At 50.9% G+C, this 24,847-nt stretch carries 25 protein-coding genes and 1 pseudogene; 15 read left to right on the forward strand and 11 right to left on the reverse strand.

Features of this window, described 5'->3' with window-relative positions:
- Positions 1-91: 91 nt before the first annotated feature.
- Together L1278_RS07170 and L1278_RS07175 are read left to right on the forward strand one after the other, a co-directional pair.
- A pseudogene (locus tag L1278_RS07170) lies at positions 92-1,075 on the forward strand (PLP-dependent cysteine synthase family protein); the annotation flags it as partial.
- A 169-nt stretch (positions 1,076-1,244) separates the two neighbouring features.
- Positions 1,245-1,682, forward strand: a complete 438-nt coding sequence (locus tag L1278_RS07175) for a response regulator (RefSeq protein ID WP_253402365.1) — start codon at positions 1,245-1,247, stop codon at positions 1,680-1,682.
- A 196-nt stretch (positions 1,683-1,878) separates the two neighbouring features.
- Here L1278_RS07175 and L1278_RS07180 read toward each other — a convergent pair whose 3' ends face one another.
- Both L1278_RS07180 and ade read right to left on the reverse strand, forming a co-directional pair.
- Entirely contained in the window at positions 1,879-2,724 is an 846-nt protein-coding gene (locus L1278_RS07180; protein WP_253402366.1) for a sulfite exporter TauE/SafE family protein, read from the reverse strand.
- 50 nt (positions 2,725-2,774) lie between these two features.
- Positions 2,775-4,406, reverse strand: a complete 1,632-nt coding sequence (gene ade, locus L1278_RS07185) for an adenine deaminase (protein ID WP_253402368.1) — start codon at positions 4,404-4,406, stop codon at positions 2,775-2,777.
- A gap of 259 nt (positions 4,407-4,665) precedes the next feature.
- Here ade and cmk point away from each other — a divergent pair, with 259 nt between their 5' ends.
- The 4 genes from cmk (at position 4,666) to L1278_RS07205 (ending at position 7,850) form a co-directional block, all read left to right on the forward strand.
- Positions 4,666-5,367 (forward strand): (d)CMP kinase, encoded by a 702-nt coding sequence (gene cmk / locus L1278_RS07190; RefSeq protein WP_253402370.1) that lies wholly within the window; start codon positions 4,666-4,668, stop codon positions 5,365-5,367.
- A 12-nt stretch (positions 5,368-5,379) separates the two neighbouring features.
- Positions 5,380-6,264: a 4-hydroxy-3-methylbut-2-enyl diphosphate reductase gene (locus L1278_RS07195; RefSeq protein ID WP_253402372.1), complete on the forward strand. Its 885-nt coding sequence runs from the start codon at positions 5,380-5,382 to the stop codon at positions 6,262-6,264.
- Between the two features lie 89 nt (positions 6,265-6,353).
- Positions 6,354-6,896, forward strand: coding sequence for a DUF502 domain-containing protein (locus L1278_RS07200; RefSeq protein ID WP_253402374.1), 543 nt, complete (start codon positions 6,354-6,356; stop codon positions 6,894-6,896).
- Between the two features lie 132 nt (positions 6,897-7,028).
- Positions 7,029-7,850: an alpha/beta fold hydrolase gene (locus L1278_RS07205; RefSeq protein ID WP_253402376.1), complete on the forward strand. Its 822-nt coding sequence runs from the start codon at positions 7,029-7,031 to the stop codon at positions 7,848-7,850.
- Here L1278_RS07205 and L1278_RS07210 read toward each other — a convergent pair.
- A complete protein-coding gene (locus tag L1278_RS07210; protein ID WP_253402379.1) occupies positions 7,826-8,011 on the reverse strand; it encodes a hypothetical protein in 186 nt (61 codons plus the stop codon). The two genes, L1278_RS07205 and L1278_RS07210, sit on opposite strands and share 25 nt — an antisense overlap.
- 530 nt (positions 8,012-8,541) lie before the next feature.
- Here L1278_RS07210 and L1278_RS07215 point away from each other — a divergent pair.
- Genes L1278_RS07215 through L1278_RS07225 form a run of 3 tightly spaced genes read left to right on the forward strand, consistent with a single transcriptional unit; the run spans position 8,542 to position 10,878 of the window.
- A complete protein-coding gene (locus L1278_RS07215) occupies positions 8,542-9,027 on the forward strand; it encodes a RimK/LysX family protein (RefSeq protein WP_253402380.1) in 486 nt (161 codons plus the stop codon).
- 5 nt (positions 9,028-9,032) lie between these two features.
- The gene (gene rimK, locus L1278_RS07220) at positions 9,033-9,935 is read left to right on the forward strand and encodes a 30S ribosomal protein S6--L-glutamate ligase (protein ID WP_253402382.1); all 903 of its coding nucleotides are present in this window, start codon (positions 9,033-9,035) and stop codon (positions 9,933-9,935) included.
- 1 nt (position 9,936) lies between these two features.
- Positions 9,937-10,878: a succinylglutamate desuccinylase/aspartoacylase family protein gene (locus L1278_RS07225; RefSeq protein WP_253402384.1), complete on the forward strand. Its 942-nt coding sequence runs from the start codon at positions 9,937-9,939 to the stop codon at positions 10,876-10,878.
- 71 nt (positions 10,879-10,949) lie between these two features.
- Here the strand turns inward: L1278_RS07225 and L1278_RS07230 are convergent, their stop codons facing one another.
- The 6 genes from L1278_RS07230 to L1278_RS07255 form a co-directional block, all read right to left on the reverse strand.
- On the reverse strand, positions 10,950-11,450 hold the full coding sequence (locus L1278_RS07230; RefSeq protein WP_253402386.1) for a hypothetical protein: 501 nt from the start codon (positions 11,448-11,450) through the stop codon (positions 10,950-10,952).
- 114 nt (positions 11,451-11,564) lie between these two features.
- Positions 11,565-12,344, reverse strand: coding sequence for a methyltransferase domain-containing protein (locus L1278_RS07235; protein WP_253402388.1), 780 nt, complete (start codon positions 12,342-12,344; stop codon positions 11,565-11,567).
- Positions 12,345-12,393: 49 nt separating this feature from the next.
- Positions 12,394-13,059, reverse strand: coding sequence for an oxidoreductase (locus tag L1278_RS07240; protein ID WP_253402390.1), 666 nt, complete (start codon positions 13,057-13,059; stop codon positions 12,394-12,396).
- Positions 13,060-13,202: 143 nt separating this feature from the next.
- A complete protein-coding gene (locus tag L1278_RS07245; protein ID WP_253402392.1) occupies positions 13,203-14,054 on the reverse strand; it encodes a S1 RNA-binding domain-containing protein in 852 nt (283 codons plus the stop codon).
- A gap of 367 nt (positions 14,055-14,421) precedes the next feature.
- Positions 14,422-15,036 (reverse strand): Dps family protein, encoded by a 615-nt coding sequence (locus L1278_RS07250; protein WP_253402394.1) that lies wholly within the window; start codon positions 15,034-15,036, stop codon positions 14,422-14,424.
- Between the two features lie 63 nt (positions 15,037-15,099).
- A complete protein-coding gene (locus L1278_RS07255) occupies positions 15,100-16,989 on the reverse strand; it encodes a hypothetical protein (protein WP_253402396.1) in 1,890 nt (629 codons plus the stop codon).
- Positions 16,990-17,228: 239 nt separating this feature from the next.
- On the opposite strand from L1278_RS07255, the gene L1278_RS07260 reads away from it, so the two are divergent.
- From L1278_RS07260 to sigZ, 6 genes are all read left to right on the forward strand, one after another.
- The gene (locus tag L1278_RS07260; RefSeq protein ID WP_253402398.1) at positions 17,229-18,494 is read left to right on the forward strand and encodes a putative DNA modification/repair radical SAM protein; all 1,266 of its coding nucleotides are present in this window, start codon (positions 17,229-17,231) and stop codon (positions 18,492-18,494) included.
- Between the two features lie 98 nt (positions 18,495-18,592).
- A complete protein-coding gene (locus tag L1278_RS07265) occupies positions 18,593-18,736 on the forward strand; it encodes a hypothetical protein (RefSeq protein ID WP_220625212.1) in 144 nt (47 codons plus the stop codon).
- Between the two features lie 17 nt (positions 18,737-18,753).
- On the forward strand, positions 18,754-19,533 hold the full coding sequence (locus L1278_RS07270) for a TIGR03915 family putative DNA repair protein (protein ID WP_253402400.1): 780 nt from the start codon (positions 18,754-18,756) through the stop codon (positions 19,531-19,533).
- Between the two features lie 217 nt (positions 19,534-19,750).
- Positions 19,751-20,119, forward strand: a complete 369-nt coding sequence (locus L1278_RS07275) for a hypothetical protein (RefSeq protein WP_253402402.1) — start codon at positions 19,751-19,753, stop codon at positions 20,117-20,119.
- Between the two features lie 178 nt (positions 20,120-20,297).
- Entirely contained in the window at positions 20,298-20,720 is a 423-nt protein-coding gene (locus L1278_RS07280; RefSeq protein WP_253402405.1) for an ArsI/CadI family heavy metal resistance metalloenzyme, read from the forward strand.
- 168 nt (positions 20,721-20,888) lie between these two features.
- On the forward strand, positions 20,889-21,515 hold the full coding sequence (gene sigZ, locus L1278_RS07285; RefSeq protein ID WP_253402407.1) for an RNA polymerase sigma factor SigZ: 627 nt from the start codon (positions 20,889-20,891) through the stop codon (positions 21,513-21,515).
- 2 nt (positions 21,516-21,517) lie between these two features.
- Here sigZ and L1278_RS07290 read toward each other — a convergent pair whose 3' ends face one another.
- Together L1278_RS07290 and L1278_RS07295 are read right to left on the reverse strand one after the other, a co-directional pair.
- Positions 21,518-23,608, reverse strand: a complete 2,091-nt coding sequence (locus L1278_RS07290; protein ID WP_253402409.1) for a helix-hairpin-helix domain-containing protein — start codon at positions 23,606-23,608, stop codon at positions 21,518-21,520.
- 6 nt (positions 23,609-23,614) lie between these two features.
- Positions 23,615-24,364: a hypothetical protein gene (locus L1278_RS07295; protein WP_253402411.1), complete on the reverse strand. Its 750-nt coding sequence runs from the start codon at positions 24,362-24,364 to the stop codon at positions 23,615-23,617.
- Positions 24,365-24,847: the final 483 nt, after the last annotated feature.

Genomic DNA, 24,847 nt, shown 5'->3' on the forward strand with positions numbered 1-24,847 from the left:
ACCTGCTGTTATACGGAGGGCAGGGGGCTATACCTGTTAAGTATAATTTTTATTACGTACCTTTGCACCCGTATCTCAAAAAAGCACTCAGATGACATACCTGAATCATATAACCGAGGCGATCGGTAACACCCCCTTAGTAAAGCTTAACAACGTAACCGATGGCGTGAAAGCGACCATACTGGCCAAAGTAGAGTACATGAACCCGGGCAACTCTGTAAAGGACCGCATGGCAATCAGAATGATTGAAGATGCCGAGAAGGCCGGCATCCTGAAGCCGGGCGGCACGATCATAGAAGGCACATCCGGCAACACAGGTATGGGACTGGCACTGGCGGCTATCGCGAAAGGCTATAAGTGCATTTTTACGCTGGCCGATAAGCAGAGCAAGGAGAAAATGGATATTCTGCGTGCCGTTGGTGCCGAGGTACGTGTGTGCCCGACCAACGTAGCCCCTGACCATCCGGATTCGTACTACTCGGTGGCTAAGCGCCTGAATGAAGAGATCCCGAACTCATTTTACCCGAATCAGTATGACAACCTATCCAACTGGAGAGCGCACTACGAAAGCACCGGTCCGGAGATATGGGAGCAGTCCGGGGACAAGATTACGCACTTCGTCACCGGAGTGGGAACTGGCGGTACGGTAACTGGTATTTCGCGCTACCTGAAGGAGCATAAGCCCGAGCTGATCACAGTAGGTATAGACACATACGGTTCTGTTTTCAAGAAATATAAGGAAACCGGTATTTTCGACGAGAACGAAATCTATTCTTACGCCACCGAAGGTATAGGCGAGGACATCCTGCCCAAGAATGTGGATTTCGACGTGATCGACACCTTTTTGAAAGTGACCGACAAAGACGGCGCTATCATGACGCGCCGTTTGGCCAAGGAGGAAGGACTGTTTGTAGGTTGGTCAAGCGGAACGGCCGTATACGGAGCTTTGGAATATGCCCGCGAAAACAACCTGACGGAGAATGATGTTATGGTGGTGTTGCTGCCAGACCACGGTACCCGTTACCTGGGCAAGATCTACAACGACGAGTGGATGCGCGCGCAGGGCTACATCGACTAAACGACCTAAGGTAACTAAATTCGAGGTATATAATTTGTTTGAAGTATCCAACTTGTGTACCTTGTGATGCGGCAAATACCAAGGGTTAAACGTAGGACAATTTAATTCAGAAACGTTAGCTTGAAATATACGGCTTGCGTAGAAACAGGCCGGGGATGGTTTAGCTATGAAAAAGATATCAGGCGTTCTTCTTATTGACGACGACGACACCACAAATTTCCTGAACCAGCGTTTGCTTGAGCGAATGCAGGTGACAGACAACATACGCACGTTTGTGAACGGCAAACAGGCATTCGACTACTTGTACAATGTGAGTAACAACAACTACGAGCAGACGGACGGAAATTATTTTCAGCCGGAACTGATTTTCCTGGACATCAGCATGCCGGTGATGGATGGATTCGAAATGCTGGACCTGTATGAACGGCTGAACCCTGAGTTCCGGAAAAATATAGTACTCGCCGTATTGACCACATCAACGCATCCACAGGATACGGATGCCGCTCAGAAGTATTCGGCAGAGTATCTTACCAAGCCGCTCACGGCAGAGAAAGTTAAAAACCTGATCAACAAGCATTTTAGCTCTGCCAATCAGGAGGCTTAAAAAGACGTAGGTATAAAGACGAGCCGATGCGCTGACTCAAGCAAGAGTAGCACATCGGCTCGTTTCGTTTTATGCGGGCTGAAAAGCCAGGTATAGGTATACATACGGGTTGCTCACATGGAAGCCATCACGTAGCCTAGATATACCTGTGAAGTGGAGCAAGTATAGGCTACTAATTATTTAGATTGCGCTATACCTAGAATGAGAAGCCGAAATTGGATTTGATCAGCAGGTTAATGATTACGCCCGCACCGGCCAGCAACAAACCAACTCCGATCAGTTTTTCGATGTCCTGCATTTTGCCCTGACGTTTTTTGAGCATGTTACCGCCAATCGCCCCTAAAGCAAAGGCTGCCATTAGCGGAAGGCTGCGGCTCCAAATCACGTTGCCGAGCAGGTAGTGGCTGATAAAACCGGTAAAGCTGGTAATTACCAGGATAAAGAGCGAGGTGGAAGTGGCGATTTGTGGCGGTATGCGGAAAAGCTTGATCATCATAGGAGTCTGCAGAAAACCACCGCCTATACCGAACAGACCTGCAATTATACCTGAAGCAAAACCAAAGACCGACACCAAGCCCCCGTTCAGGCGATAAGCAATGTGCTTTGCCCTGTTTTTCCGGATAAATGAGGTCGGCACCCGACGGATGCGGTACATCATACCCGAATGCCGCTGAATCCTTTCTTTGTCCTGTGGTTTCACCATAAAGAATCCCACCGTCAGCACAAAAAGCGCGAAGATCACCTGCAACTCTGAGACAGGTAGAAAGGCTACCAGAAAGGCTCCCAACACCGTGCCGGCCACCGCCGGAAATTGAATGAGCGAGCCCACCACGTAATCGATGCTGCGGTCGCGGAGGTTGAAGACAGAGGCAATGATAGAGGCTGGCACCAACGCCGACATGGTCGCACCGATGGCGATCTCGATGTTGTATCCAAAGAAGATGATCAGGATCGGCACCATGAACACGCCTCCCCCGAAACCGATGATGGTGCCAAACCCGCTCACGAGTGCACCCACAACAAAAATGATAAATTCCTCCATTTGCTAAGCCCCGCGGGGCCGTGGTATTATACCTTTTTGTGCAAGGTACACTATTCAGCTACAGGTACGAATTTAAAGTCATCACCGTTAAACAATCCTTTGTCGCTGAGCTTGAGCGAAGGTATAACGAGCAGTGCCATGAACGAGAGTGTCATGAAAGGGGAGGCCAGTTTGCTACCCATCTCCTTGCTCATGCCGTCGATGGCCGAGTAAGCCTTGGCCACTTCGTAGCCATCTGCCGCCGACATAATGCCTGCCACCGGCAGCGGCAACAGTTGTTCTTTCGTGCCATCCACCGCGGCCACGCCTCCTTTTGCACTGATGATCAGGTTTACGGCACGGGCGATGCTCTCGTCATCTACCCCCACGGCAATGATGTTATGTGAGTCGTGGCCTACAGAGGAGGCGATGGCGCCGCGCTGTATACCTACGTTCTTGATAAAAGCTACCGCCGGTTCAGCATTCGCATACCTGTTCACCACGGTTATCTTGAGCACATCCTGCGGCACATCAGACTGTATGAAGCCATTTTCAATTTTCGGTTCCGCCCATACTTGGTGCGTGATCAACTGTCCGTCAAACGCTTCAATTACACGGATCTTACTGGCGCTATCGGCTAGCCGGAACTGCTCCGGCGTTTTGGGTTCGGTGTTGAAGTTGTTGATGACCTCGCTTGGGGTGAAGTTGATCTTAGACTTGCCATTTTCTGCCACCAGTTCCCCGTTGATATAGGTAGCCTCGATGGAAAAGTCTTCGAGGTTGTTCACCACAATAAAGTCAGCCAGGTCGTTTTCGCGCAGCAGACCAACTTCCAGCTTGTAATGCTCGACTGGGTTCATGCAGGCGGCACGGAGCACATGGAACAGGTCGTGACCCTTGGCAAGCGCCCGTTTCACGAGCAGATTCAGGTGGCCTTCCACCAGGTTGTCGGGGTGCTTGTCATCGGAGCAGAACATGATGCTGTCGGGATGGCTCGCTAGCAAAGGTATAAGCGCCTCAAAATTTTTGGCGGCACTTCCTTCCCGGATCAGTATCTTCATACCTACGGCTAGTTTGTCGAGCGCCTCTTCTGCTGTAAAGCACTCGTGATCGGTGGTGATGCCTGCTGAAGCATAAAGAGCCGCTTGTTCGCCACGTAGACCGGGTGCATGACCGTCCACCGCTTTGCCGTATTTCTTGGCCAGTTCTATCTTCTCCATCACTACCGGGTCGCGGTGCAGCACGCCGGGCCAGTTCATCATCTCAGCCAGATACTTTATTTCGTCGCGCTGAAATAAGGTTTCGATGTCAGCAGCCGTTATCTCGGCGCCGGCTGTTTCGAAAGGCATGGCCGGTACGCAGGAGGGAGCCCCGTAATAAAACTTAAAGGGTACTTTTTTCCCGTTCTCAATCATGTACTCCACGCCAGCTATACCTAGCACATTGCCAATCTCGTGCGGGTCCGACACCGTGGCCACCGTGCCATGTGGCACAGCCAGCCGGGCGAATTCGGAAGGTACAAGCATGGAACTTTCCACGTGCACGTGCGCATCCACAAAGCCCGGCAAAATATAACTGGAAGAGGAGGTGGCCTCACGAACTATTTTAGAAATGCGGCCGTTTGACACATGGACCGTTCCCTCAAAAATCTCTTGCTGGTGCAGGTTTATGATACGTCCGCTGACGGTATAGGAGCTATGCATGGATAGGACTGTCTTGTTGATTTAAAATGCCCGCTGATGGGGATTGAACCCGTAAATTACCTTATATTTGCGTTAAATTTAGTCGTTTTGAGAAAGATAATTTCATACATGCTACTGGCGGGAATTTTGGCAACTGGCCCATTGGCGAGCTGCACAACCAAAACACCGCAACAGAAAAAGACGGCCTCCTACATGAAAAAGAGCAAGAAAGGCAATGTGCCCTGCCCTTGCGATTCGAACTAACTCCTGACAGCTTACCATGAAAAAAATTGTAATCGCCATAGATGGCTACTCCTCGTGCGGTAAAAGTACAACGGCCAAACTAGTGGCTGCCGAACTAGGCTATGCTTACATCGATACCGGTGCCATGTACCGGGCGGTTACGCTTTATTTTCTGGAACATCACGTCAGTCTCACCAACCCCAAAGAGGTGAACGACGCCCTGGATAAGATAGATATCACGTTCCACTACAACCCAAAGGCCAAAAGAAACGAAGTATTCCTTAACGGTCTGAATGTGGAGGATGAGATTCGCAAGATGTACATCTCCAACCAGGTGAGCGAGGTGAGTGTGGTAAAGGAAGTGCGCCGCGCCATGGTAGCCCAGCAGCAGAAGATGGGCAGAAAACGTGGTGTAGTGATGGACGGGCGCGACATTGGAACAGCTGTGTTTCCTGATGCGGAGGTTAAAATATTTATGACCGCCGATGTGGATACCCGTGCCCGCCGACGACAGGATGAGTTGCTGGAGAAGAAGCAACTCATCAATCTTGATGAAATAAAGCAGAACCTGCAAAAGCGCGACCTGATCGACTCGACAAGAGCTGAGAGTCCGCTGCGCCGTGCCGACGATGCTTTTTTGCTGGACACGTCGCACATGACCATCGACGAGCAGGTAGAGTTTGTACTAAACAAGGTGACTTCCCGTATCTTCAACGGTGACTATGCCTTACAGGAATAGAGGAAAGTAGAAATGAACGTAACGATAGACAAAAATTCCGGTTACTGCTTCGGCGTCGAATTTGCCATACAGATGGCAGAGGATGAGATGGAGAACTGCGAGGAACTCTATTGTCTGGGCGACATTGTGCACAACAGCATGGAAGTGAAGCGCCTCTACAAAAAGGGACTTCGCATTATCGACCGGGAGCAACTCAAAGAACTGCGCGACACCAAAGTGCTGATCCGGGCGCACGGCGAGCCACCGGAAACATATAAGACAGCTTTAGAAAACAACATCGAACTGATAGACGCTTCCTGCCCGGTAGTGCTCAAACTCCAGAACCGTGTCAAGCATGCTTTTGACGCTGACAAAACCAAAGGCGGCCAGATCGTGATTTACGGGCAAGTGGGCCATGCCGAAGTGATCGGACTGGCAGGCCAGACAGGCGACGAAGCGATTATTGTGACCACAGAGGAGGATCTGGACAAGATTGACTTTTCCCGCCCGGTTACCCTTTTCAGTCAGACGACCAAAAGCACCAAAGGCTTTTATCACATCAAGTCGCTTATCGAAGAGCGTATCCAGCAGGCAAAGCAGGACAGCACCGCTTTCAACGCCAACGACAGTATCTGCCGTCAGGTATCGAACCGCGAGCCGCAACTGACCAGGTTCTCAGTGGAACACGATGTGATCATTTTTGTGAGCGGCAAGAAGAGTTCTAACGGTAAAGCCCTTTACAGCGTGTGCAAGCAGCATAACCCCAACAGTTACTTTGTGGAGAATGAAGAAGAACTGGAAAGAGAGTGGTTTGCCAATGCTGCGAGTGTAGGTATATGCGGCGCCACTTCCACGCCTATGTGGCTGATGCAACAGGTAGCCGACAGTATCAAAAAATTTGACCTCGAAACAGTATAGCGATAACCCTATACTACAAAATAGTGGCTTTTTAGCTACATTTAGGCTTTGCTTCGGTAAAGCCTATTTTTTTTAACGCACCATCACACATGAGACGCATTTTACGCTATTTTCTGAACGGACTACTTATTGTAGCGCCCTTCACCATTACGGTATGGATCATTGTGGCCATTATCGACTGGTTGAATAGCCTCTTCGACTTAGGTATACCTGGGCTGGGAATTATGCTCATGTTTGTCCTGCTCACTCTGATCGGTTTTATCAGCTCATCCTTCTTTGTAAAACCCTTCATCGTCATCACGGGGCGCTGGTTTAACAAAGTGCCGCTGGTGGGCATCGTCTATTCCAGTATCAAGGACCTGTTCGATGCCTTTGTAGGAGACAACCAGAAGTTTAACAAGCCGGTGATGGTGAAGATGTCGGAGGACTCAGATAACTTGAAGTTCGGTTTTGTGACGCAGGATGCTTTCAGTTCTGTAAATGTAGAAGACCGCGTAGCTGTGTACTTCCCGCACTCTTATAACTTTTCGGGCGAGCTGTTTGTGGTGCCCAAGCGCAACGTGGTATACCTGGACCTACCAAGCAGCGATGTAATGAAGTTTGTTGTTTCGGGAGGTGTGTCGAAGCTCTGAGTAAGCAGGAGCTATACCTTTCACCTCATTAAAAATGCCCATCAACTGAACCAGCTAAAATTTTAAGGCCCTTTCATGCATCTTATTTGTATGCATGCCGAATAAGTAAAGGAGAGAACACATTCCGCCAGAATGCCATACATTATTCATAACGGTACGAAGTTGCATTACAGAGTGCTTGGGCAAGGCACGCAGCCTTTGCTGGCCTTTCATGGCTATGGGCAGAGCAGCAGCTACTACCAACCGATGGGCCATGCGCTCGGCAGCGACTATACCATCTACGCCTTCGACCTGTTTTTTCATGGCCAAAGCAGTCTGCACAAAGAGAACATGCCGCTCGACAAGGATTTTTTGCAGGAGTTGGTTGGTTTGTTTCTCAAGAAGGAAAAGATCGATCACTTCTCGCTGATGGGCTTTAGCATGGGGGGGAAATTCGCGCTTACACTGGTGGAACGCTTCCAGGAGCGCATCGACGAACTTTTCCTGATCGCGCCGGACGGCATCAAAACCAGCTTCTGGTATAATATTGCCACCTACCCGGGTTGGCTGCAGCAGCTTTTCAAGCGCACCGTGCTTAAGCCAGAGCCTTTCTTCCGGCTATTGAATGTGCTCAACAGGTATAACATGATCCACAAAAGCCTGGTCCGCTTCGCTCGCTTCCAGATGGACAGTACCGAAAAGCGTTTGCGGGTATACCGCAGCTGGATCGGTTTCCGCGAACTCAACTTCGATATCCGCGAGATTGTGCGACTCCTCAACCACAAACAGGTGCCGGTTACAATGTTTCTGGGTGAGTTCGACCAGATCATCTCTCCCAAGCGGGTAAGTGTGTTTATAAAAGCCCTGCACAAAGGGGAGTTGGTGGTGCTCAAAGCCGGGCATTCACATTTGCTGCAGGAGGTTGCGGAGTTGCTGCATAAGAAACGAACTCAGTCTATACCTCCGATTGGATAAGTAGCAAAGGCAGTTGTAGGTATAGCTTTATGGCGCGAGCGTCCTCGCTCGTGTCTGCTATCGTGGGGCCTCTGGCCCAAGCATAGGTATAGCCGCTGCTTCTGTTGCAAGTATGCCTTGGCCAGGCGGGCGGCTGTTTCTCCTGTGCGGCGGGCACTCATTTTTTTCCTTGATGAAAAGAAAGAGGGCCCCTACCCCCAGTAAGCAAAAAAATCAAGACGATTTTAAACTCGCTGACCGCTCTTTATAGAGGGACCCCTTCACCCCCAACACAAAATCGTCATCGGTGCACCGTGCACTGCAGTTTGTTCCATTGCTAGCGTGCGAGTTTGTCTTGCTATACCTGACAGTGGTCTGTGACAGAAACAACGAAGTTTGTAATTTCGAACTGGTAGTAGCCAAAGCTCCCCTCCTTGGACAAGGAGAGGCAGGAGTGGTTTGACCCGGCACTGCAGAAAAGCTGCTGCAATTACGGAGCCTATACCTGAAAAATGGCAGCTACAGAAAGTCCCCCTTTGAAGGGGGCAGGGGGATGTTAATCATGCCCTTTCCCCTGTTGCTAGGGGAATATTGGTATGGGGTAATTCGGCATCCACGAAAATCCTGATTCAGACAAATTAATCCTTTCTGATTCCGAAAATCCTAATCCTAATATATCATACCTAAAGCAGAATGCTTAAATTGGCCCCTGATGAAAGAGGAGAACCTAAAAAAGCCCAAACCAGAGAAAAAGATCATCGGCAGGCGCGAGATGGTGGCCTTTCCCGAACTGGATATTGACGAGATAGAGGCCAAGATCGATACCGGCGCCTATACCTCCGCCATCCACTGTTCGGATATTCATGAGGAAACCCTCGCCGACGGAACTAAAGTGATCTCGCTGGACTTATTAGACCCATCGCACCCGCAGTACAATCACAAAAAACTGACCTTTGCGGACTACAGCCTTCGCGATATCCGTAACTCGTTTGGAGATGTGCAGGAGCGCTACGTCATCAAAACCCGTATCAAGGTGTTCGACGAGCTGATTGAGGCGGAGTTCTCGCTCTCGGACCGCAGCGACATGAAATACCCGGTGCTTATTGGCCGAAAATTGCTGAAAGGCCGGTTTATTGTCGACGTTTCCCGTAAAAACGTCTCACTCAAATTCAACAAAAAACAAAAGAAGGATAAATAGTATTTATGAAAATAGCGATTCTCTCTCGCAACTCTAAGTTGTACTCTACCCGCCGCCTAGTAGAAGCTGCACAGCAACGCGGCCACGAAGCCGTAGTGCTCGACCACCTGCGCTGCGACCTTGTGATTGAGCAGGGCGACCCTCACATCCTCTACAAGGGAGAACGCTTAACCGATATCGACGCTATCATTCCGCGTATCGGGGCTTCGGTTACCTTTTACGGTACGGCCGTGGTGCGTCAGTTTGAGATGATGAAAGTAAAAAGCGCCGTGGACTCGCAGAGCATCGTACGCTCCCGCGACAAACTGCGCAGCAGCCAGATCCTCTCCCGGGCAGGACTGGGCATGCCCAAGACCGCCTTTACCAATTACTCAAAAGAAACCTCCATGCTGGTGAAAGAAGTAGGAGGTGCACCATTGGTGATCAAACTACTCGAAGGAACACAGGGCCTGGGTGTGGTGCTGGCCGAAACTAAAAAAGCGGCTGAATCGGTGATTGAGGCATTTCATAACCTGAAGGCCCGTATCATTGTGCAGGAATTCATTGCCGAAGCGGCAGGTGCTGACATCCGCGCTTTTGTGGTGAACGGCGAAGTAGTGGGGGCCATGAAGCGCCAGGGCAAGGAGGGTGAGTTTCGCTCCAACCTGCACCGCGGCGGTAATGCCTCCCTCGTCAAACTTACTCGTCAGGAGAAGGCCGCTGCTTTGCTGGCTGCCAAGTCGCTGGGTCTGGGTATAGCCGGTGTAGACATGCTGCAGTCCAAGCGCGGACCGCTCATTCTGGAGGTGAACTCATCGCCGGGTTTGCAAGGTATAGAGAAGGCAACCAACAAGGATATTGCCGCTAAAATAATTGAGTACGTGGAGGGTCTGGTGCAGAAGAAGGCCGCCAAGAGAGTGAAAGAATAGCATGCCCGAAACCATTAAGATCAACGGTGTCAGTATCGACCGTGGAGAGAAAGTGCTTACCCGGCTTGTTATCTCGAAACTCCCCAGCGGTACACTCATCGACATTCCTGTTTATGTGTTCCGCTCGGTGCACGACGGCCCGGTGCTTTTGCTGATGGCCGGTATGCACGGCGACGAGGTGAACGGTACAGAGATCATCCGCCGCATGATCACCAAAAAGATGCTGTACCCGCTCAAGGGAACCATCATTGCGGTGCCCATCCTGAACATATACGGATTCCTGAACTTTTCGCGCGACGTGCCCGATGGTAAGGACGTGAACCGAAGTTTTCCCGGGAACAGAGAAGGCTCACTGGCCAGCCGTGTGGCGCACCGTTTTATGAAAGAAGTGATGCCTTTTATTGACTACGGCGTGGATTTCCACACAGGCGGTTCGAGCAGAAGCAACTACCCGCAGATACGCTGCGTGCTGGCTGAACCGAAGAACCAGGTACTGGCAGATGCCTTTGCCGCGCCTTTCACGCTAAATGCCTCTTACAGGCAGGGCTCGCTCCGGAAAGAGGCCGCCAAATTCGGTAAGCACATCCTAGTATATGAGACGGGAGAGTCGCTGCGCTTCGATGAGCGCGGCATCAAACTAGGTATAGAGGGCACTTGTCGCCTGATGCACCACCTGGGCATGGCGGCCAGTGCGCCCGCCGCAACTGAGCCAACCACTATTTGCATGAAAGATATTTGGGTGCGCGCCAAAAATGCGGGCCTGTTCCGTAGCCTTGTACTGGAGGGAGGCTACGTAAAGAAAGGACAGGTGGTAGGCACGATCACCGACCCTTACGGCGAAATGGAAGTGCGCCTCAACGCCCCGGCTGCCGGTTATATAGTCGGCCTCAATAACATGCCCGTTGTGAACCAGGGAGATGCCCTGATGCACATTGCTTTTTAAGGTATAGCAGAGACAAAAAGAGCCCGCTACCGGAAGGTAGCGGGCTCTTTTTTTATAAAGCTTTTCAGCTGTTAGAATACGTAGCGCACGTGCAGGGCTGAATCCCAGAAGCCACGGCCATGCGGTATGTTGATGTAAGGCTTGATGTCGGCACCGATCGTGAAAGGAATGTCGCGGATGTAGTACTCCAGACCAAGCACAGCATCAATACCAAAGCCTACGATATTATCTTCGTAGTATCTGTCACGTCTGTCTTTGTCATAATAGTAGTAGTAGCGACCCTCGTAGAAGCCAACGTGACCACCCAAACCATAGTACCACTGCAGACCTTTAGCGTTGAAAGCTGGTGCGTGTTTCTCATAAAGCACGGTAACTACGGCACCTCTGTGACGGAAACCTGTGCTCAGAATGCCTTCGATAGCGGCATCACTTTTAATGAAATGCTTTATAGTAAGGCCTGAAGCAACACCGCCTCTGAAGCCTATACCTGTTTTGTACTCCTGTGCATTGGCACCGAAAGCAAGCGTCATTACCAAAGCTAAGGTAAACCCTACGCGAAGAAATGTTTTCATTGTTCTATTAAAAAAGTTATATCTGGCTTGCCAGACAGGTACGTCCAGCTGGCAGGCTGCAAAAATAGAACTTCTTCCGATCGAAAAAACTAATATTTACTTTTTTCGAAAATTTTAACCCGATTGCTTGTACGATTGCAGATAGGCTGTCTTGGATGTGCGCCGCCCAATTAGTTTGAAAAACGTGATAAACTTCTCTTTATCAAGCTCCAATGCTCTGGCGAAAGCGTCTTCCTCCTCTGAGTTCTGGTAGTCTTTTATATAATGCTCCCGCACCAGCCCAGCCTCTGTCAGTTCATCGGCAGCTTCTATCTCGACCAGTCCGGTTTTCTCCCAAAGCCTTCGCCACCAATCGATGGTGTGGATAAAGTACCAATAGTTCTGATAATCCTCTTGTAAGAACTCCGGTACCTGGTCATGATTTTCGATTTCTTTGGTGAAACATACGTCTACAATCGCGATGTGCCCCTCTGGTTTGATGAAGCGGGCAATGTAGGGCAGGTACTTCTCATCGGTGCCAAAATAGGTATAGGAGTCCACCACGATCACGGCATCAAAATACTCCTCGGGGAAGGGAAGGGAACGAGCTTCCATCTCAAGCGGAAACACCTTGTCTTCACAGCCCTCACTGAAGATGCGCTCGTAGTTGTCGCTGGCCGACACGGCTTCGTCTACTGCCCAGACGGTAACCCCGAACTCTTTGGCCAGAAAGATAGAACTGATGGCTTTGCCGCAGCCGAGGTCGAGCACGCGCATGCCGGGTTTCAGGTCCAGGGACTTGGTGAGGCTCTCGAGGTTAAAAAGTACGTTTTCGCCCATGGAATGCTTGCGCACCCAGGCCGGGTCGTATTGGGAGGCTTTCGGAAAGGCGCGGCGCAGGCTTTTGTTGGGCATAGGTATAAGTATAAGTGCCTTGCAACTTACGCGTCAGGTATAGGGAGGGTTAGTGGCCCAGTCGCTCTATTTCATCGGACAGGTATACCTTGTCGGTTTTCAGGTCCTGCGCAGCGACCCGCAGCATAGCGCTGGCCACAGTCTCTGCCTGAATAGGGCGGTATTTGCGCAGAGGACCGAACATGATTTTGGAAAGCGGCTTCATGATCCGGGCACCAATTTCCTCGCCGGTGCGATGCTCGTCGCGCTCACCTAACAGAAGCGAAGGCCTGAAAATCTGCAGCGACTGAAAGCCCAGCGCCCGCACGTCACGCTCCATCTCGCCTTTCACGCGGTTGTAGAACATGCGGGACCTGGCATCTGCACCCATCGACGAAACCACCAGAAACTGACTGGCATTGCGGCGCAGCGTGATTTCGGCCAGCTGGGTGACATAGGTATGGTCTACTTTATAGAAGGCTTCTTTGGTGCCGGCTTTTTTGATGGTGGTGCCCAGGCAGCAGAACACGTCGTCGGCGGCCAGTTCGGAGGCACTTTTCTTGAGGTTGTCGAAGTCGACGATTTGCTGGTCGAGCTTGGGGTGAATGATGGCGAGCTCGCGGCGGCCAACAGAAATCACCTGGCTGTAGCGGTCGCTTTGCAAGAGCATACGCAGCAAGTGACTGCCAACCAGGCCGCTGGCGCCGGCAATCAGTGCGGTTCGGGTTCGGTGCATGGAGGTTTGCGTTTCGCTCAGTTACGTGAATCTCCGCCACATAGGTTAATAAATGCGGTGCTTTCCTGTAAATAATCCTGTTGCGGCTGTTTTTGTTTTGAAATTAGCCTCTATTGCAGCGCTACAGTACAATATGATGCGGCTTATTCGTCGCCTTTTAACCGGATGTGGTCCGTGTCTATTTCAATTTTACCTTCTTTGTATAATCCTCCTATGGCTTTTTTGAACACCTTTTTGCTCATACCCAACATGCGGTATACCTCATCCGGACTGCTCTTGTCAGACAAGGGCAAATAACCTTTGGCCGCCTCCAGCACCTCCAGTACTTTATCTGCCGCCTCATTGGATTCGCTCATGCCTGTAGTACCCGGCTTGCGGAGTGTCACGTCTATTTTGTTATCCGGACGGATGGTCTTGATATAACCGCGCACCTTGTCACCCATGTGCAGCTCCTTGAACACCTCATTTTTGTAGAGCATGCCCATGTAGCGGTTGTTGATAATCACTTTGATACCGATCTCGGTAAAGCCCGCTACCAGTAAATCTACCTCTTCGTTCTCGGTCAGCTCGTTGGCGGCTTCGTCGTTGTGCAGGTACTTGCCCAGTTTGGTTGTACCTACAATGCGGTCGGAGGTTTCGTCGAGGTATACATACACACAATACTTGCGGCCGGGGCGCATTTTGTCCTTTTGGTTGTGCAATGGCACGAGCAGGTCTTTCTCAAGGCCCCAATCCAGAAAAGCACCGAAGTCAGTACTGTCTTTGCACATCAGGCAGGCGAACTCGCGCACAGTGGCGTGCGGTGTCAGATTGGTGGCAATCACACGGTCTTCGGAGTCGCGGTACACGAACACGCGTACCTTGTCGCCTACTTTGGCGCCTTCAGGTATATACTTTCGTGGCAGCAGGATGTCGCCGTCTTCAGAGGTCAGGTACATGCCGAAGTCCACTTCGCGTGCTATCTCCAGTTCGTTGTAATGGCCGAGGTCTACCATAATGGGGTATTGTGTTAGGTATAGAATGTTGCAAATATAGCGAAACCATTTCAGGTATAGCCTGTAGGTTTCAGTCGCTTTTCTTATACCTGATTATACCTGTAAGGATGCAAAACAGCACCAGCTTTTTCGGAGGCTATACCTGCCGAGCAAGGACTTTACTGGCAAGAGGCAGTTGGCAGGTATAGCAGCTTAAAACAAAACAGGCAGCCACCATGGGCTGCCTGTTACTGCATGTTAAATAGCACTTAACTTCACCGGAAAAGATAGCAACACGCTCAACCAAAGTAAATTAGCGAGTAGGCTATACCTGAAAGTCCTTTGTCTTTTGTCCAAGAATTCTTTAGTCCGGATAGCCGCCTATACCTTAGGACTTTGCTTTGGCCTTTTTTGTGGCTTTGCCGTTCTGTCCTTTGGCTGGCTGATCATCTTCCTCCATGATGTCGTCCGGACTGGCGATCAGGCCGATGGACAGGCCGTCTTCGCCCAGGAAGTGCTCGATGTGGTGGCAGCGGTCCTCCGTTTTAAGCAGGATGCCCTCCAGCAAGGCCTTGGTGGCGAAATCTTCCAGCTCAAAAGCTTTTTTGATCGATTTTCGCAGCTCCAACACGATCGTTTTTTCGTCTTCCATGTCTTTTTTGAGCATCTCGCGGATGCGGAAAACGCCTTCTTCTTCGTGTGCGATATAAGAAAGCTCCAGCTGTTTGGCCGGGTGGCAGGTAGGGCAGTAGCCCATCACGGTGAGGCGCTCGGCAATGGCATCGTACTGTTCGTGTATCTGGGTATAGTGCTCCTCAAAGAATAAGTGCAGATCGCGGAACTGCGGCCCCTCCACCATCCAGTGGTGCTTATGGTACTGGTTATACAGGGTGATGAACGACGACAGGTGACGATCGAGTTCGTTGGCCATAGCCGTCGCGGTAGTCTTTGACAGCCCAACCGGGTTGCCTTCATATTCTGATTTTTCTCTTAGCTTTTCCATGTTCAGGGTTTGTTGAATTACTCTAACAGTGTACCCCGATCAGCTTAAAAGGATACAGGAATTTTACCTGAACTCTGGTATGCCCGGCTGTTTAAAGCGAAAGTCCTCGAAGTCGTAGTACGAGCGCGACGACTCATAAATGCGGAGGTTGTTGAAGTTCTCGTTCGCCGGAATTTTAGGATAGTAGCCCACCAGGATCTGGATCGTGCTGAATGACAGGTACTCGTTGCGGAAGCGTATGCCTACCCCAAAGCCCGGATAAGGCTTGCTCTTAAAGGGCGAGCTTTTGTTGCCGTACGAAAGCCAAGCCACATCCGCAAAGGCCAGGGTAGCCAGTCGGAAACCGAACAGTGAGAAAGGGGTATAGAGGTTGGCTTCGTAGTTAATGACCACACGGCGGTTACCCCGGAGGAGATCGGACCGGAAGCCGCGCAGGCCTTCCTCGTTGTTGATGGAAAGGAGCTCCTCCGGGTTGCGGTTGACGCCGATGGTGCCACGACCCAGAATGAAGTGACGCAGTTTCCAGTTGCCGTTCTCGTATAGCCGCGTAAAGTACATTGACTCCATCTCCAGCATGCCCTGCTCCCAGGTACCGTTCCTTATAAAGGAGCCATACCCGGCACGGCTATAGAGGTAGCCAAAGTCCTTGTTGTAACGGGCAAAGGAAAGGTCGAGCCCAAAGTAGCGGCGGTTAAAGAGGTCGCCGCGCTCATAGCCGTACGAGATGGACGCCAAGGTGCCGGCGGGCACGTCCTCCGTTCGTCCAAAGCCATACAGGTAGCGGTCTTTGTAATAGCGGCGCACGCTGTAGCCCACACTGGCTATACCCAGTACATTGTCTTGAAAGTTTTCGGTGGGTCTGGTATAGAAGTTCGTGTTAATCAGCCGCAACGCCGTAATCAGTCGGCCCCGCGGTTCGAAGCCCAGGTTGTAATTCTTAAACTTAAACGAGCGACCCAGCCATACACCCTGTAACTGATAGCCAAGGTCAGCAAAGCGCTGGATGGTGTCCTCCGGCACAGGCGGCAGCAGGAGCCGTTCATCTATTTTGCTGGCCCCGACGGCACCGGCATAACGGGTGTTGGTGGCGAAGAAGTCACGGCGCAGGAAGGCGCTGCGCTCTTTGTAATAATTCTGATCGAAGTAATTGATGTCGGCCGTAATGTAAGTGCTGCCGATGTTTTCCACGGTATAGCCGGCGGTGGTTTCCCAGGAGCGGGGCGCATTCATGTTGAAGCGGTAAGAGCCACGGATCTGATGACCAAGCCCCAAAAAGTTGAGCTCCCGGAGGGCAATCCTGCCTGCACTAGACGAAGGCGTATAAGAACCCGAACCGCCCAGGCTAAAGATGTCTTTGGTGATCACCAGCACGTCCACGCTGTCGTCGGTGGTGGTGCGCTCATCCACGATGATGCGGGCGTCGAGCAGGTATTCCGTCTGGCGCAACAAACGTTCCGACTCGACCAGAGCCAGTGGTTCCAGAGGCACCATCCGCTCGAAAAGCAGTTTGTTGCGCACCAGGTGTCGCCGTGTTTTCATGTGCAGCGAATTGCCGGCCTTTTCCAGAAAGCTGCGCGGCACGCGGGTGGTGTCGTGTATAGAATAGCCCAGCGCATCCAGCGTCATGATTTGGATGTTACGCACCACCTTATAATTGTGCCGTTCGTACTCCCGCTGGATCAACTCAGCATCCAGTCCCAGTACCTCTTCGTCTTTCCGGTCGAAGACCAGTATCGCTTTGAGCAATTTGCCCATGATGGTTTTGCGCTGCGAGATCTCCCGCAGGTTGTTCATCACACGCTCGTCAAACTTTTGCTTGATGGTGTCGGTTGGAGCAGCAAGGCTGTCCCTGCGGGGAGGTAGTTCCTGCGCACGCGCATTGCCAGCCAGTAGCCACGCCCCAAGCAGGCAAGCTAACAGGCAGCATAAAATGGGCGAACGTGGAAATGCCATGGAGGTATAGGGGCGGTTACTGTCTATTGTACGTGTTTGTACGGTAGAACCTCCTAATATACTCTTTTCAGCTTTATGTGGAAAATTTCAGTTTGAAATCCTGAAAATGGCCTGTGCTAATCATGTTAGCAATACTTAAATGTGGATAGTATGTTGATAACTATTATTGCTAATTATTTTGGGGTTTGTGCTAATGATTTTGTAATTTTATAACCGTCAAGCAGATAGAAGAAGCGAAGATGAACGATAAGGTAATAGGTAAACTAAAAATATTAGCAGATGCTGCCAAATACGATGTTTCCTGTTCGTCGAGCGGAGGAAAGCGAAAGAACGACAACAAGGGCCTGGGCAATGCAGAAGGTATGGGTATTTGCCACAGCTATACCGAAGACGGTCGTTGCGTTTCGCTTCTGAAAATCCTGCTGACCAATTTCTGCATCTACGACTGCGCCTACTGCGTGACGCGCAAGAGCAACGACGTGCAGCGGACTGCCTTTACGGTGCAGGAAGTGGTTGACCTGACCATCAACTTTTACCGTCGCAATTACATCGAGGGGTTGTTCCTGAGCTCGGGCATCTTCAAAAATGCCGACTATACCATGGAGCGACTCGTGCGGGTGGCCAAAAAGCTGCGACAGGAGGAGAAGTTCAACGGCTACATCCACCTCAAAACCATACCGGGTGCGAGCGACGAGCTGATAAAAGAAGCCGGTCTGTATGCCGACCGCCTGAGCGTGAATATTGAGCTGCCTTCGGAGCAGAGTCTGCAAAGCCTGGCGCCGGAGAAGAACTATAGTGAGATCCTGTTACCGATGGGTTCAATCAAAGACCAGTTGGTGCAGGCGAAAGAGGAGAGCAAGTTGTTCAAAGCGACGCCAAAGTTCGCGCCAGCCGGGCAAAGCACGCAGCTGATCGTGGGAGCCACCGCCGAAAGCGACCGCCAGATTTTGCAGCTGTCGGACCAGCTTTACAAAGGGTATAACCTGAAGCGGGTATACTACTCGGGTTATGTGCCGGTGAGTACCGACAGCAGGTTGTCGATTATCACGGAGCCGCCGATTATCCGGGAAAATCGCATTTATCAGGCCGACTGGCTGATGCGCTTTTATGGCTTCGATGTGAAGGAGATAGTTGACGAAGCGAATCCGAACCTAGATCTGGATATCGACCCAAAGCTGGGCTGGGCACTGCGCAACCGCCATTTTTTTCCGGTGGAGATCAATACTGCCGACTACGAAATGATATTGCGCGTGCCAGGCATCGGGGTGAAATCGGCCAAGAAAATTATATCAGCCCGGCGGTTTGCGCCGCTACACTTCGACCACCTGCGGCAGATGGGCGTGGTGCTGAAAAGGGCCAAGTATTTTATCACCTGCCAGACCAAAAGCCTGCAGCGGCAGGACTTTGACTCGGAGCAGCTGCGCCGCCGTATTTTGTTTGGCGAGGGCTCCGTACGAAGCGCACTGCTTACGCAGCAGCTGGACTTGTTTCAGAGGGCAGGCTAGTATCAATTAAACGTGACATGGAAGAGGGGAGAGAAGTGCATCATACAGATTTGTGTAACCAAAAAGATCAGACAACATTTCAAACCATTCATAAGACAATGAGAAATTCTACTAAAGTTGCCCGTGTTTCCTGCTGCTGCAAACTCAACATGCTGGTGCCGCACCTGCAGAGCCTTTCTTCCAGAATGCAAAATGACAGCAAGCGCGACAAAGCCCGCTTGAACAGCAACGCGAAGCAGTAGCTGCTATACCTTTGCCGATGTACTTCTATACCTACGACGGCTCCTTTGAGGGGCTGCTCACCGTGGTGTTTGAGGCCTATGAGCGAAAAGCCTGGCCCACTGCCATTGAGCCCGAGCAGTTGGCGCAGCCTTCTATGTTCGGCGAAACCGTGCGGGTGATGACAGACGAGGGCAAAGCCAATCGGGTGTGGCTGGGCTTGAAGAAGCGGCTATCGGTTTCGGCGCTGGAGTCGCTGTACTATACCTACCTGTGGGAGCAGAGTGGCTTTGAGCGGCTGATCTTTGACTATGCCCGGCTGGTGTTCGATTCGCCCGAAAGTGTGGAAGGAAACTATACGGCACCCTTTATATTGCAGGTACAGCAGATCCAGAAGCAAGTGCACCGCGAAAAACACCGCATGGAAGCTTTTGTGCGTTTTCAGAAAACCGCCGATGGTCTGTACTACGCCAGCATCTCACCTGATTTTAATGTGCTGCCCCTGATCGTGCGTCACTTTGAGAAGCGCTACGCCGATCAGCGATGGGCCATTTACGACACTTCGCGGCGGGATGGGGTCTATTACGATTTAAGAGCTACAAATTTTGTGCGGTTAGAGAATCCGGGCGTGACACCCAGGCAGCAGGGTAAACTTAACACCGACCAGTACGATGAAAACGAAACCCGTTACCAGATGCTGTGGCAGGTATACTTCGACCACGTGAATATACCGGAGCGCAAAAATCCGAAATTGCACCTGCGCCATATACCTAAACGCTACTGGAAATACCTCTCCGAAAAACAACCACGACTACAGTGAAAAAGATAAGTTTGTAAATGCCTGTGTTTCAGAAATATTTCATAACAAAGGCTGCACAACCCTGGCTTTTGAGTGATTTTTTCGCAACACAGGACAACCCGAATGCCGATTTTGGAGTATACGTGTATATAGATATTTTATGAAAACTGCTCAGTTGGAGCCCACTGCACAAAGTAGCGGGTGTTGTCCGCTGTCCTTCATTATCTAAAAAAGAACGATGAACACACGCGTACGAAAAAAACTTATTCAAGTAGCCCGCGGTCGCGCTCACCTGATGTCATTTCAAAATCTGATATTAGAAGCCGAGTTGGGCCTTAACCTCGAAAACACTTACGAGAAATCACAACTTAACGACGTAATCGACGAAATTTCAGAAGCAGAGCATGAAGCGGGTCGACCTTTGCTAAGCGCATTGGTCCGTATTAAAGGCCGCCAAAATCAGGGCGACAGTTTCTTTAAGCTTTGCGAACGCCTCGGCTATGGCGACTGGAAAAGTCTGAAGCGCGACCAGGAGTTTCTGGAGAAGCAGCGCGAAACCTGTCGGGAGTTCTGGCAAAACAGTAACAATTTTTCATCCTACCTATAGTACAAAGCAAAGAGGCAGGCCCGCCCTCACTCCCTGGGTCTGTTTCTTTGCCGATTTCACCCTTACACACTTACTGGTAGCAGCCCCACGGAAATTTTTTTCGTGGGGCTGCGTCTTTTCAGGGCTTCTGCCGTCATCCAAGTGTAATTCGAAAACATCACCTTAAAAAGACAAAGCCATGAAAAGATTTCACGTAAATGTTCGCGTTAAAAGTCTCCACGAATCCCTCGCCTTTTATACAGCTTTATTTGGGGCAAAGCCAACTGTTGTAAAAGAAGATTATGCCAAATGGATGCTGGAAGACCCGCGCATTAACTTCGCTATATCGCTGCACCCCGAGAATGCAGGTATAGAGCATCTGGGTATCCAGGCCGAAAGTGAAGAGGAACTGGCTGAGGTATACGGCCGATTGAAGCGCGCCAAAGGAGCCATTCGCGAAGAAGGAAAGTGCACCTGCTGCTACGCCAAGTCCGAAAAATCGTGGATAACCGACCCGCAGGGGGTGGACTGGGAAGCCTTCTATACCTTCGGCGAAGCCACTGTGTACGGCGAAGGAGCGAATGCCCGCACCACCTCAACCATCGAAACAACTGCCATTTAGTACAAGATAAAACTACGAATCCGGACCACGGCAGGTATAGCACATACCTGCCGTGGTCCGGTTGATTTTTATGTACTATCAGAAGAATTTTACGATTTGCCTTTTCCATATTTTTCTTCGTAAATTGATGTATATCTCCACCTGCTATCACAATTAAAATCTCGCGTCATGGATAATAAAAGCTGCCATACCTGTTCAGGTGAACAAGTAGTTACCTCAGTGGACACCTGTGCCGCGGTAGCGCCGGTATACCTGGAGTATGAAGCCAGACTGCGGAGCTTTGTGATGAAGCGGGTGAAAGACAAAGACGAGGCCAATGATATTCTGCAACAGCTCTACGTGAAGCTTTATAAACATTGTGAACAGCTGCAGGAAGTCCGGAATATGAACGCATGGCTCTACCAGATCGCCCGCAACGCGGTGTATGATTACTTCCGTGAGCAGGGCCGAAGCATACCTGTAGAAGATGAAGGCAAACTTGAAGAGCAGCTGCAGCAGGACTCCGAACACCAGGACTCGGAAAGCCTGGTGCTGCCACTCATCAACATGCTGCCCGTGGAGTATGCCGAGCCGCTGCGTTTGAGCGAGATTGAAGGTATCAGCCAAAAGGAAATCGCGGAGCGTTTAGGTATGTCCTACTCCGGAGCCAAGTCGCGGGTGCAGCGTGGGCGGGAGAAACTGAAAGAATTGTTCCTGGAGTGTTGCCATCTAGAACTAGACCGGAAAGGAGCTTTGGTAAGTGCGACTGCAAAAGAGAGCTGCAGGCCGCTTCAGGTGCAGTTAAAAGGAGCGTAATTTCAAAACCTATACCTTGTCTGCACCCGGATATCTGATCTTCTGGGTCCTTCAATTGTTTCCAGACCTGAACCGATGGTGCGCTGGTTGCGGTAATGCGTCAGAGCATATTTTACCCACACATCCATGCGGCGCATCGGTCTGAACTGGAGTAAGGCATACATGCGCGTGCCTCTGCCGCTGAAGGCAGGTATAGAGAAAGCGTAGAGCACGTCCCGCTCAAAAGCATACTGGCGGGTTTCGTAATCGTCGGTGTCGAAGATGGCGTAGCGGGTGCTCAGGCGAATCTTGTTGAAATTGAAGTTGATATCCTGAGAAATGAAGTAGCCCGTAGTTTGCGGTGACTCCAACTCAAAGCTACTGAACTGCACCCGGGACCGAAGATTAACAACAGGCGTAGGCGTGAATTCATAATACAAGAGGTAGTTTCTGCGATTGGCTTGTCCCACATAATCTATACTGGTGCTATTGTCGGCTACGTTACGACCTTTGCTTTCGGCACGGAACTGGGCGTAGAGCGAACTTTGGCGGTTGGGCCGGAAGAGGAGACGCAGCATGTACTCGTCGCCCTGCGAAGGGGCATCCACGCGGTAGCGCAGCCACGGAAAACGGAAACGGTCGTAGTATGCCGTGAGCTCCCACTTCGGAAAAGGCTTGATCTTGATGCCGGTATAAAGTCCCTGTTCGTTGATATTGCGTGTTCCCTCGCCAAATGCATTGCCATAGAAGGTATGGAAGTCACGGGCGTAGTAGCGGTAGAGCATGGCTAGTTCCACTTTGTTGGAGAGGTTGGCCGTCATACCGTTCACAGTGCCCATGCCGCCGCTTCTGGAAATGGCCGTTTCGCCGAACAGGTATACGTTTTGCCAGGTATAAGCGTAGTTAGCACCGATGTTGTAATTGCGCGTGGCGCTAAACTCGAAACGCTGATAGGGCAGTCCCGCCTTCTGAATCGGTGAGCTGAAGTGAGTCGCCATGGCCGTTATACCTGCCAGTAAGGTGCGGTTTCGGCTCTGGTAAGTGGCATTGCCGCCTATAATCTGTTCCCGGGCCTGCTTTTTATTGGCCAGTTCTGTAGGCGTACGATGGAAGCCGGTCGTTTGTATACCTGTGAAGAAATCATCGAAATTATCGAGCGTGTCGAGTTGCGTTTGCAGGTTGGCATCTACCCGTTTACCCGACACAAATCCCGTTACATCTACACGCCCCAAGGTATAAGTGGCCGCTGCGCCCCGGTAAAAGGCATGCTCCAGCACCGAACTGTATGGGCGTATACCTACATTTGGCCGACTCACGGTAGTAATCGTCTCGCTGCCCTTGCCTACACTATAGCCCGACGAAAGCAACAGACCCTGCCCGAACTGCAGTTGATAATCGCCAAGCGCAATAGTTTTGAATTTGCCTTTGTTGTAGAGCTGCAAGTGTGCCGAGTAAAAATCGAAACCATAGCGACGGGTGTCGGGATCCCAGATCAGCTGTTCACCAGCGTCTTTCTCAGCAGTAATGCCCAGACTGTAGTCACGGGTATGGCTCACGCGGTAGCGCATGAGTACTTTATCGGGTGAGCCGAGGTAGCGTGTGGTGGAGCGGCTGGTGGTGTCGACGGAGGTATAGCCGCGCCTTTCCTGCAGCGTACGCTCGTAGCGGATGATCAAAGCGTTGTTGTCTTCGCCCACAATGCGCTGCAGCAACGGGCGCTGGTCGGCATTAAGACCTGCATCCTCCACCCGAACAAAATACACGAGCTTGTAAATCGTCATCAGGTTGAAATCAGGTATAGCCTGCAGTTCGTAAATGCTCAGCAAAGGGCCGTTTTCCCGGATGTGGCGGAAGAAAGAAGCAATCTGCGGACGGGACAGAATGTAGAGCGAAGCTAACTCTTCGGGTGTAGTGCGGTTGAGGTCGATGGGGCGCTGGAAGTATTGAAAAAGCGTTTCGTAGAAGTCTTCGTAAGGCACGTTCTCGTCTTCCTGTTGCGCAAAAAGCTCCTGCACGAACAAATCAAAATCAAAGGTCTGGCGCGGATAGTCCTGTGCTTGCAGCGGCAGCCAGGTGCAAAGTAGCAGGAGGAAAGTCGCTATACCTTGCTTCATGCAGCGTTACTTTTGAAAGGTATAGGAAAGTGACAGATGGTGGCTCATACCCAGCAAGGTGGTGGAGCCGAAGGCATAATCGGCAAAAAGTTGACGGGCCTTGAAGCCTACACCGAAAGTAGCACGATTGGTGAGTGTGCTGAAGCCGGAACGCAGGGCCACTTTTTCCTGCAAAAGCTGATACTCTATACCTGCCTTGAAGTTAGCTGGGAAGTCAATGTGCTTCTCAGTTTCGGCTAGTAGTAGGAGTTTTTGGTAAGGGCGATAGCCAAGGCCGGCTTTCATGATGGTAGGCAACCGCTCGTCGTCGAATGTAGCCAGTTTGGCCTGGTTGATGTTGTGGGCATGCGCTCCGAAGAAGAAGCCCGGCACAATTTCCGCCTGCCCGCCCACCGACAAAGTCACCGCCTTGCGACTGCCATACCCTTCGGCCGCGACCTGCCACAAATCAGCCTTCACACCCAGACTAAACTGCCCCAACTTATGACCTATACCTACACCTATATGTTGCTGACTGAACAGCTCATCCCCGAAGCGACTCATGCTCAATCCGTAGTTACCATACCTGTTAGTAGGGTATACCGCCTGCAGCGCCATGGTCGAGAAGGCCCTCACGCCAAAACGGTTTTCAGCATAAGCACCCACCTGCATTTTTTCAAGCCCTGCTATACCTGCCACGTTGTTGTGGAGTGCCCAAAGGTCGGGCAGTGTGACAGAGGCATTGCCCAAGGCAGCAGCGCGTGCACCTACAGGCACATCGGCCTGCGCCTGTGCAAGGCAAGGCAGTAGGTATAGAAGCGAGAAAATAAGCTTGTTTTGTAGAAGTTGCGTTATCCCATTCGGTCGTGTTTTATAGCTAAAGTGCTATGTACGAGGGTATAGGGGGTGGGTTGTCGGAATCAGGATTTTGCGGATGAAAAAGGATTTTCAGGATTAATATACCTTGTACATTTATGTGATTTCCATCTGTAGGGATAGGTCGCGACCTATCCGAATCGTGCACAGGTATATTTTTGAGAATCAGGATTAGGATGAGAGGGGTATTCCCTGGAAGTAAAGTTTATGGGACTTGCTAGTAAGATACTTACAGGATGACAAAAGGTAGCATGCAGCGATCCCAGTATACGCAGGGATGTGGACATCCCCATTAGTCTGTTTTTAGATTAGGAGATCCGGAAGAGCCTTAGACTATACTTCCCTCCGTCATTATCAATCCTGTTCATCTTTTCAAATCCTCAA

This window comes from Pontibacter sp. HSC-36F09 (genome assembly GCF_024171605.1).
In the GTDB taxonomy this organism is placed as follows: domain Bacteria; phylum Bacteroidota; class Bacteroidia; order Cytophagales; family Hymenobacteraceae; genus Pontibacter.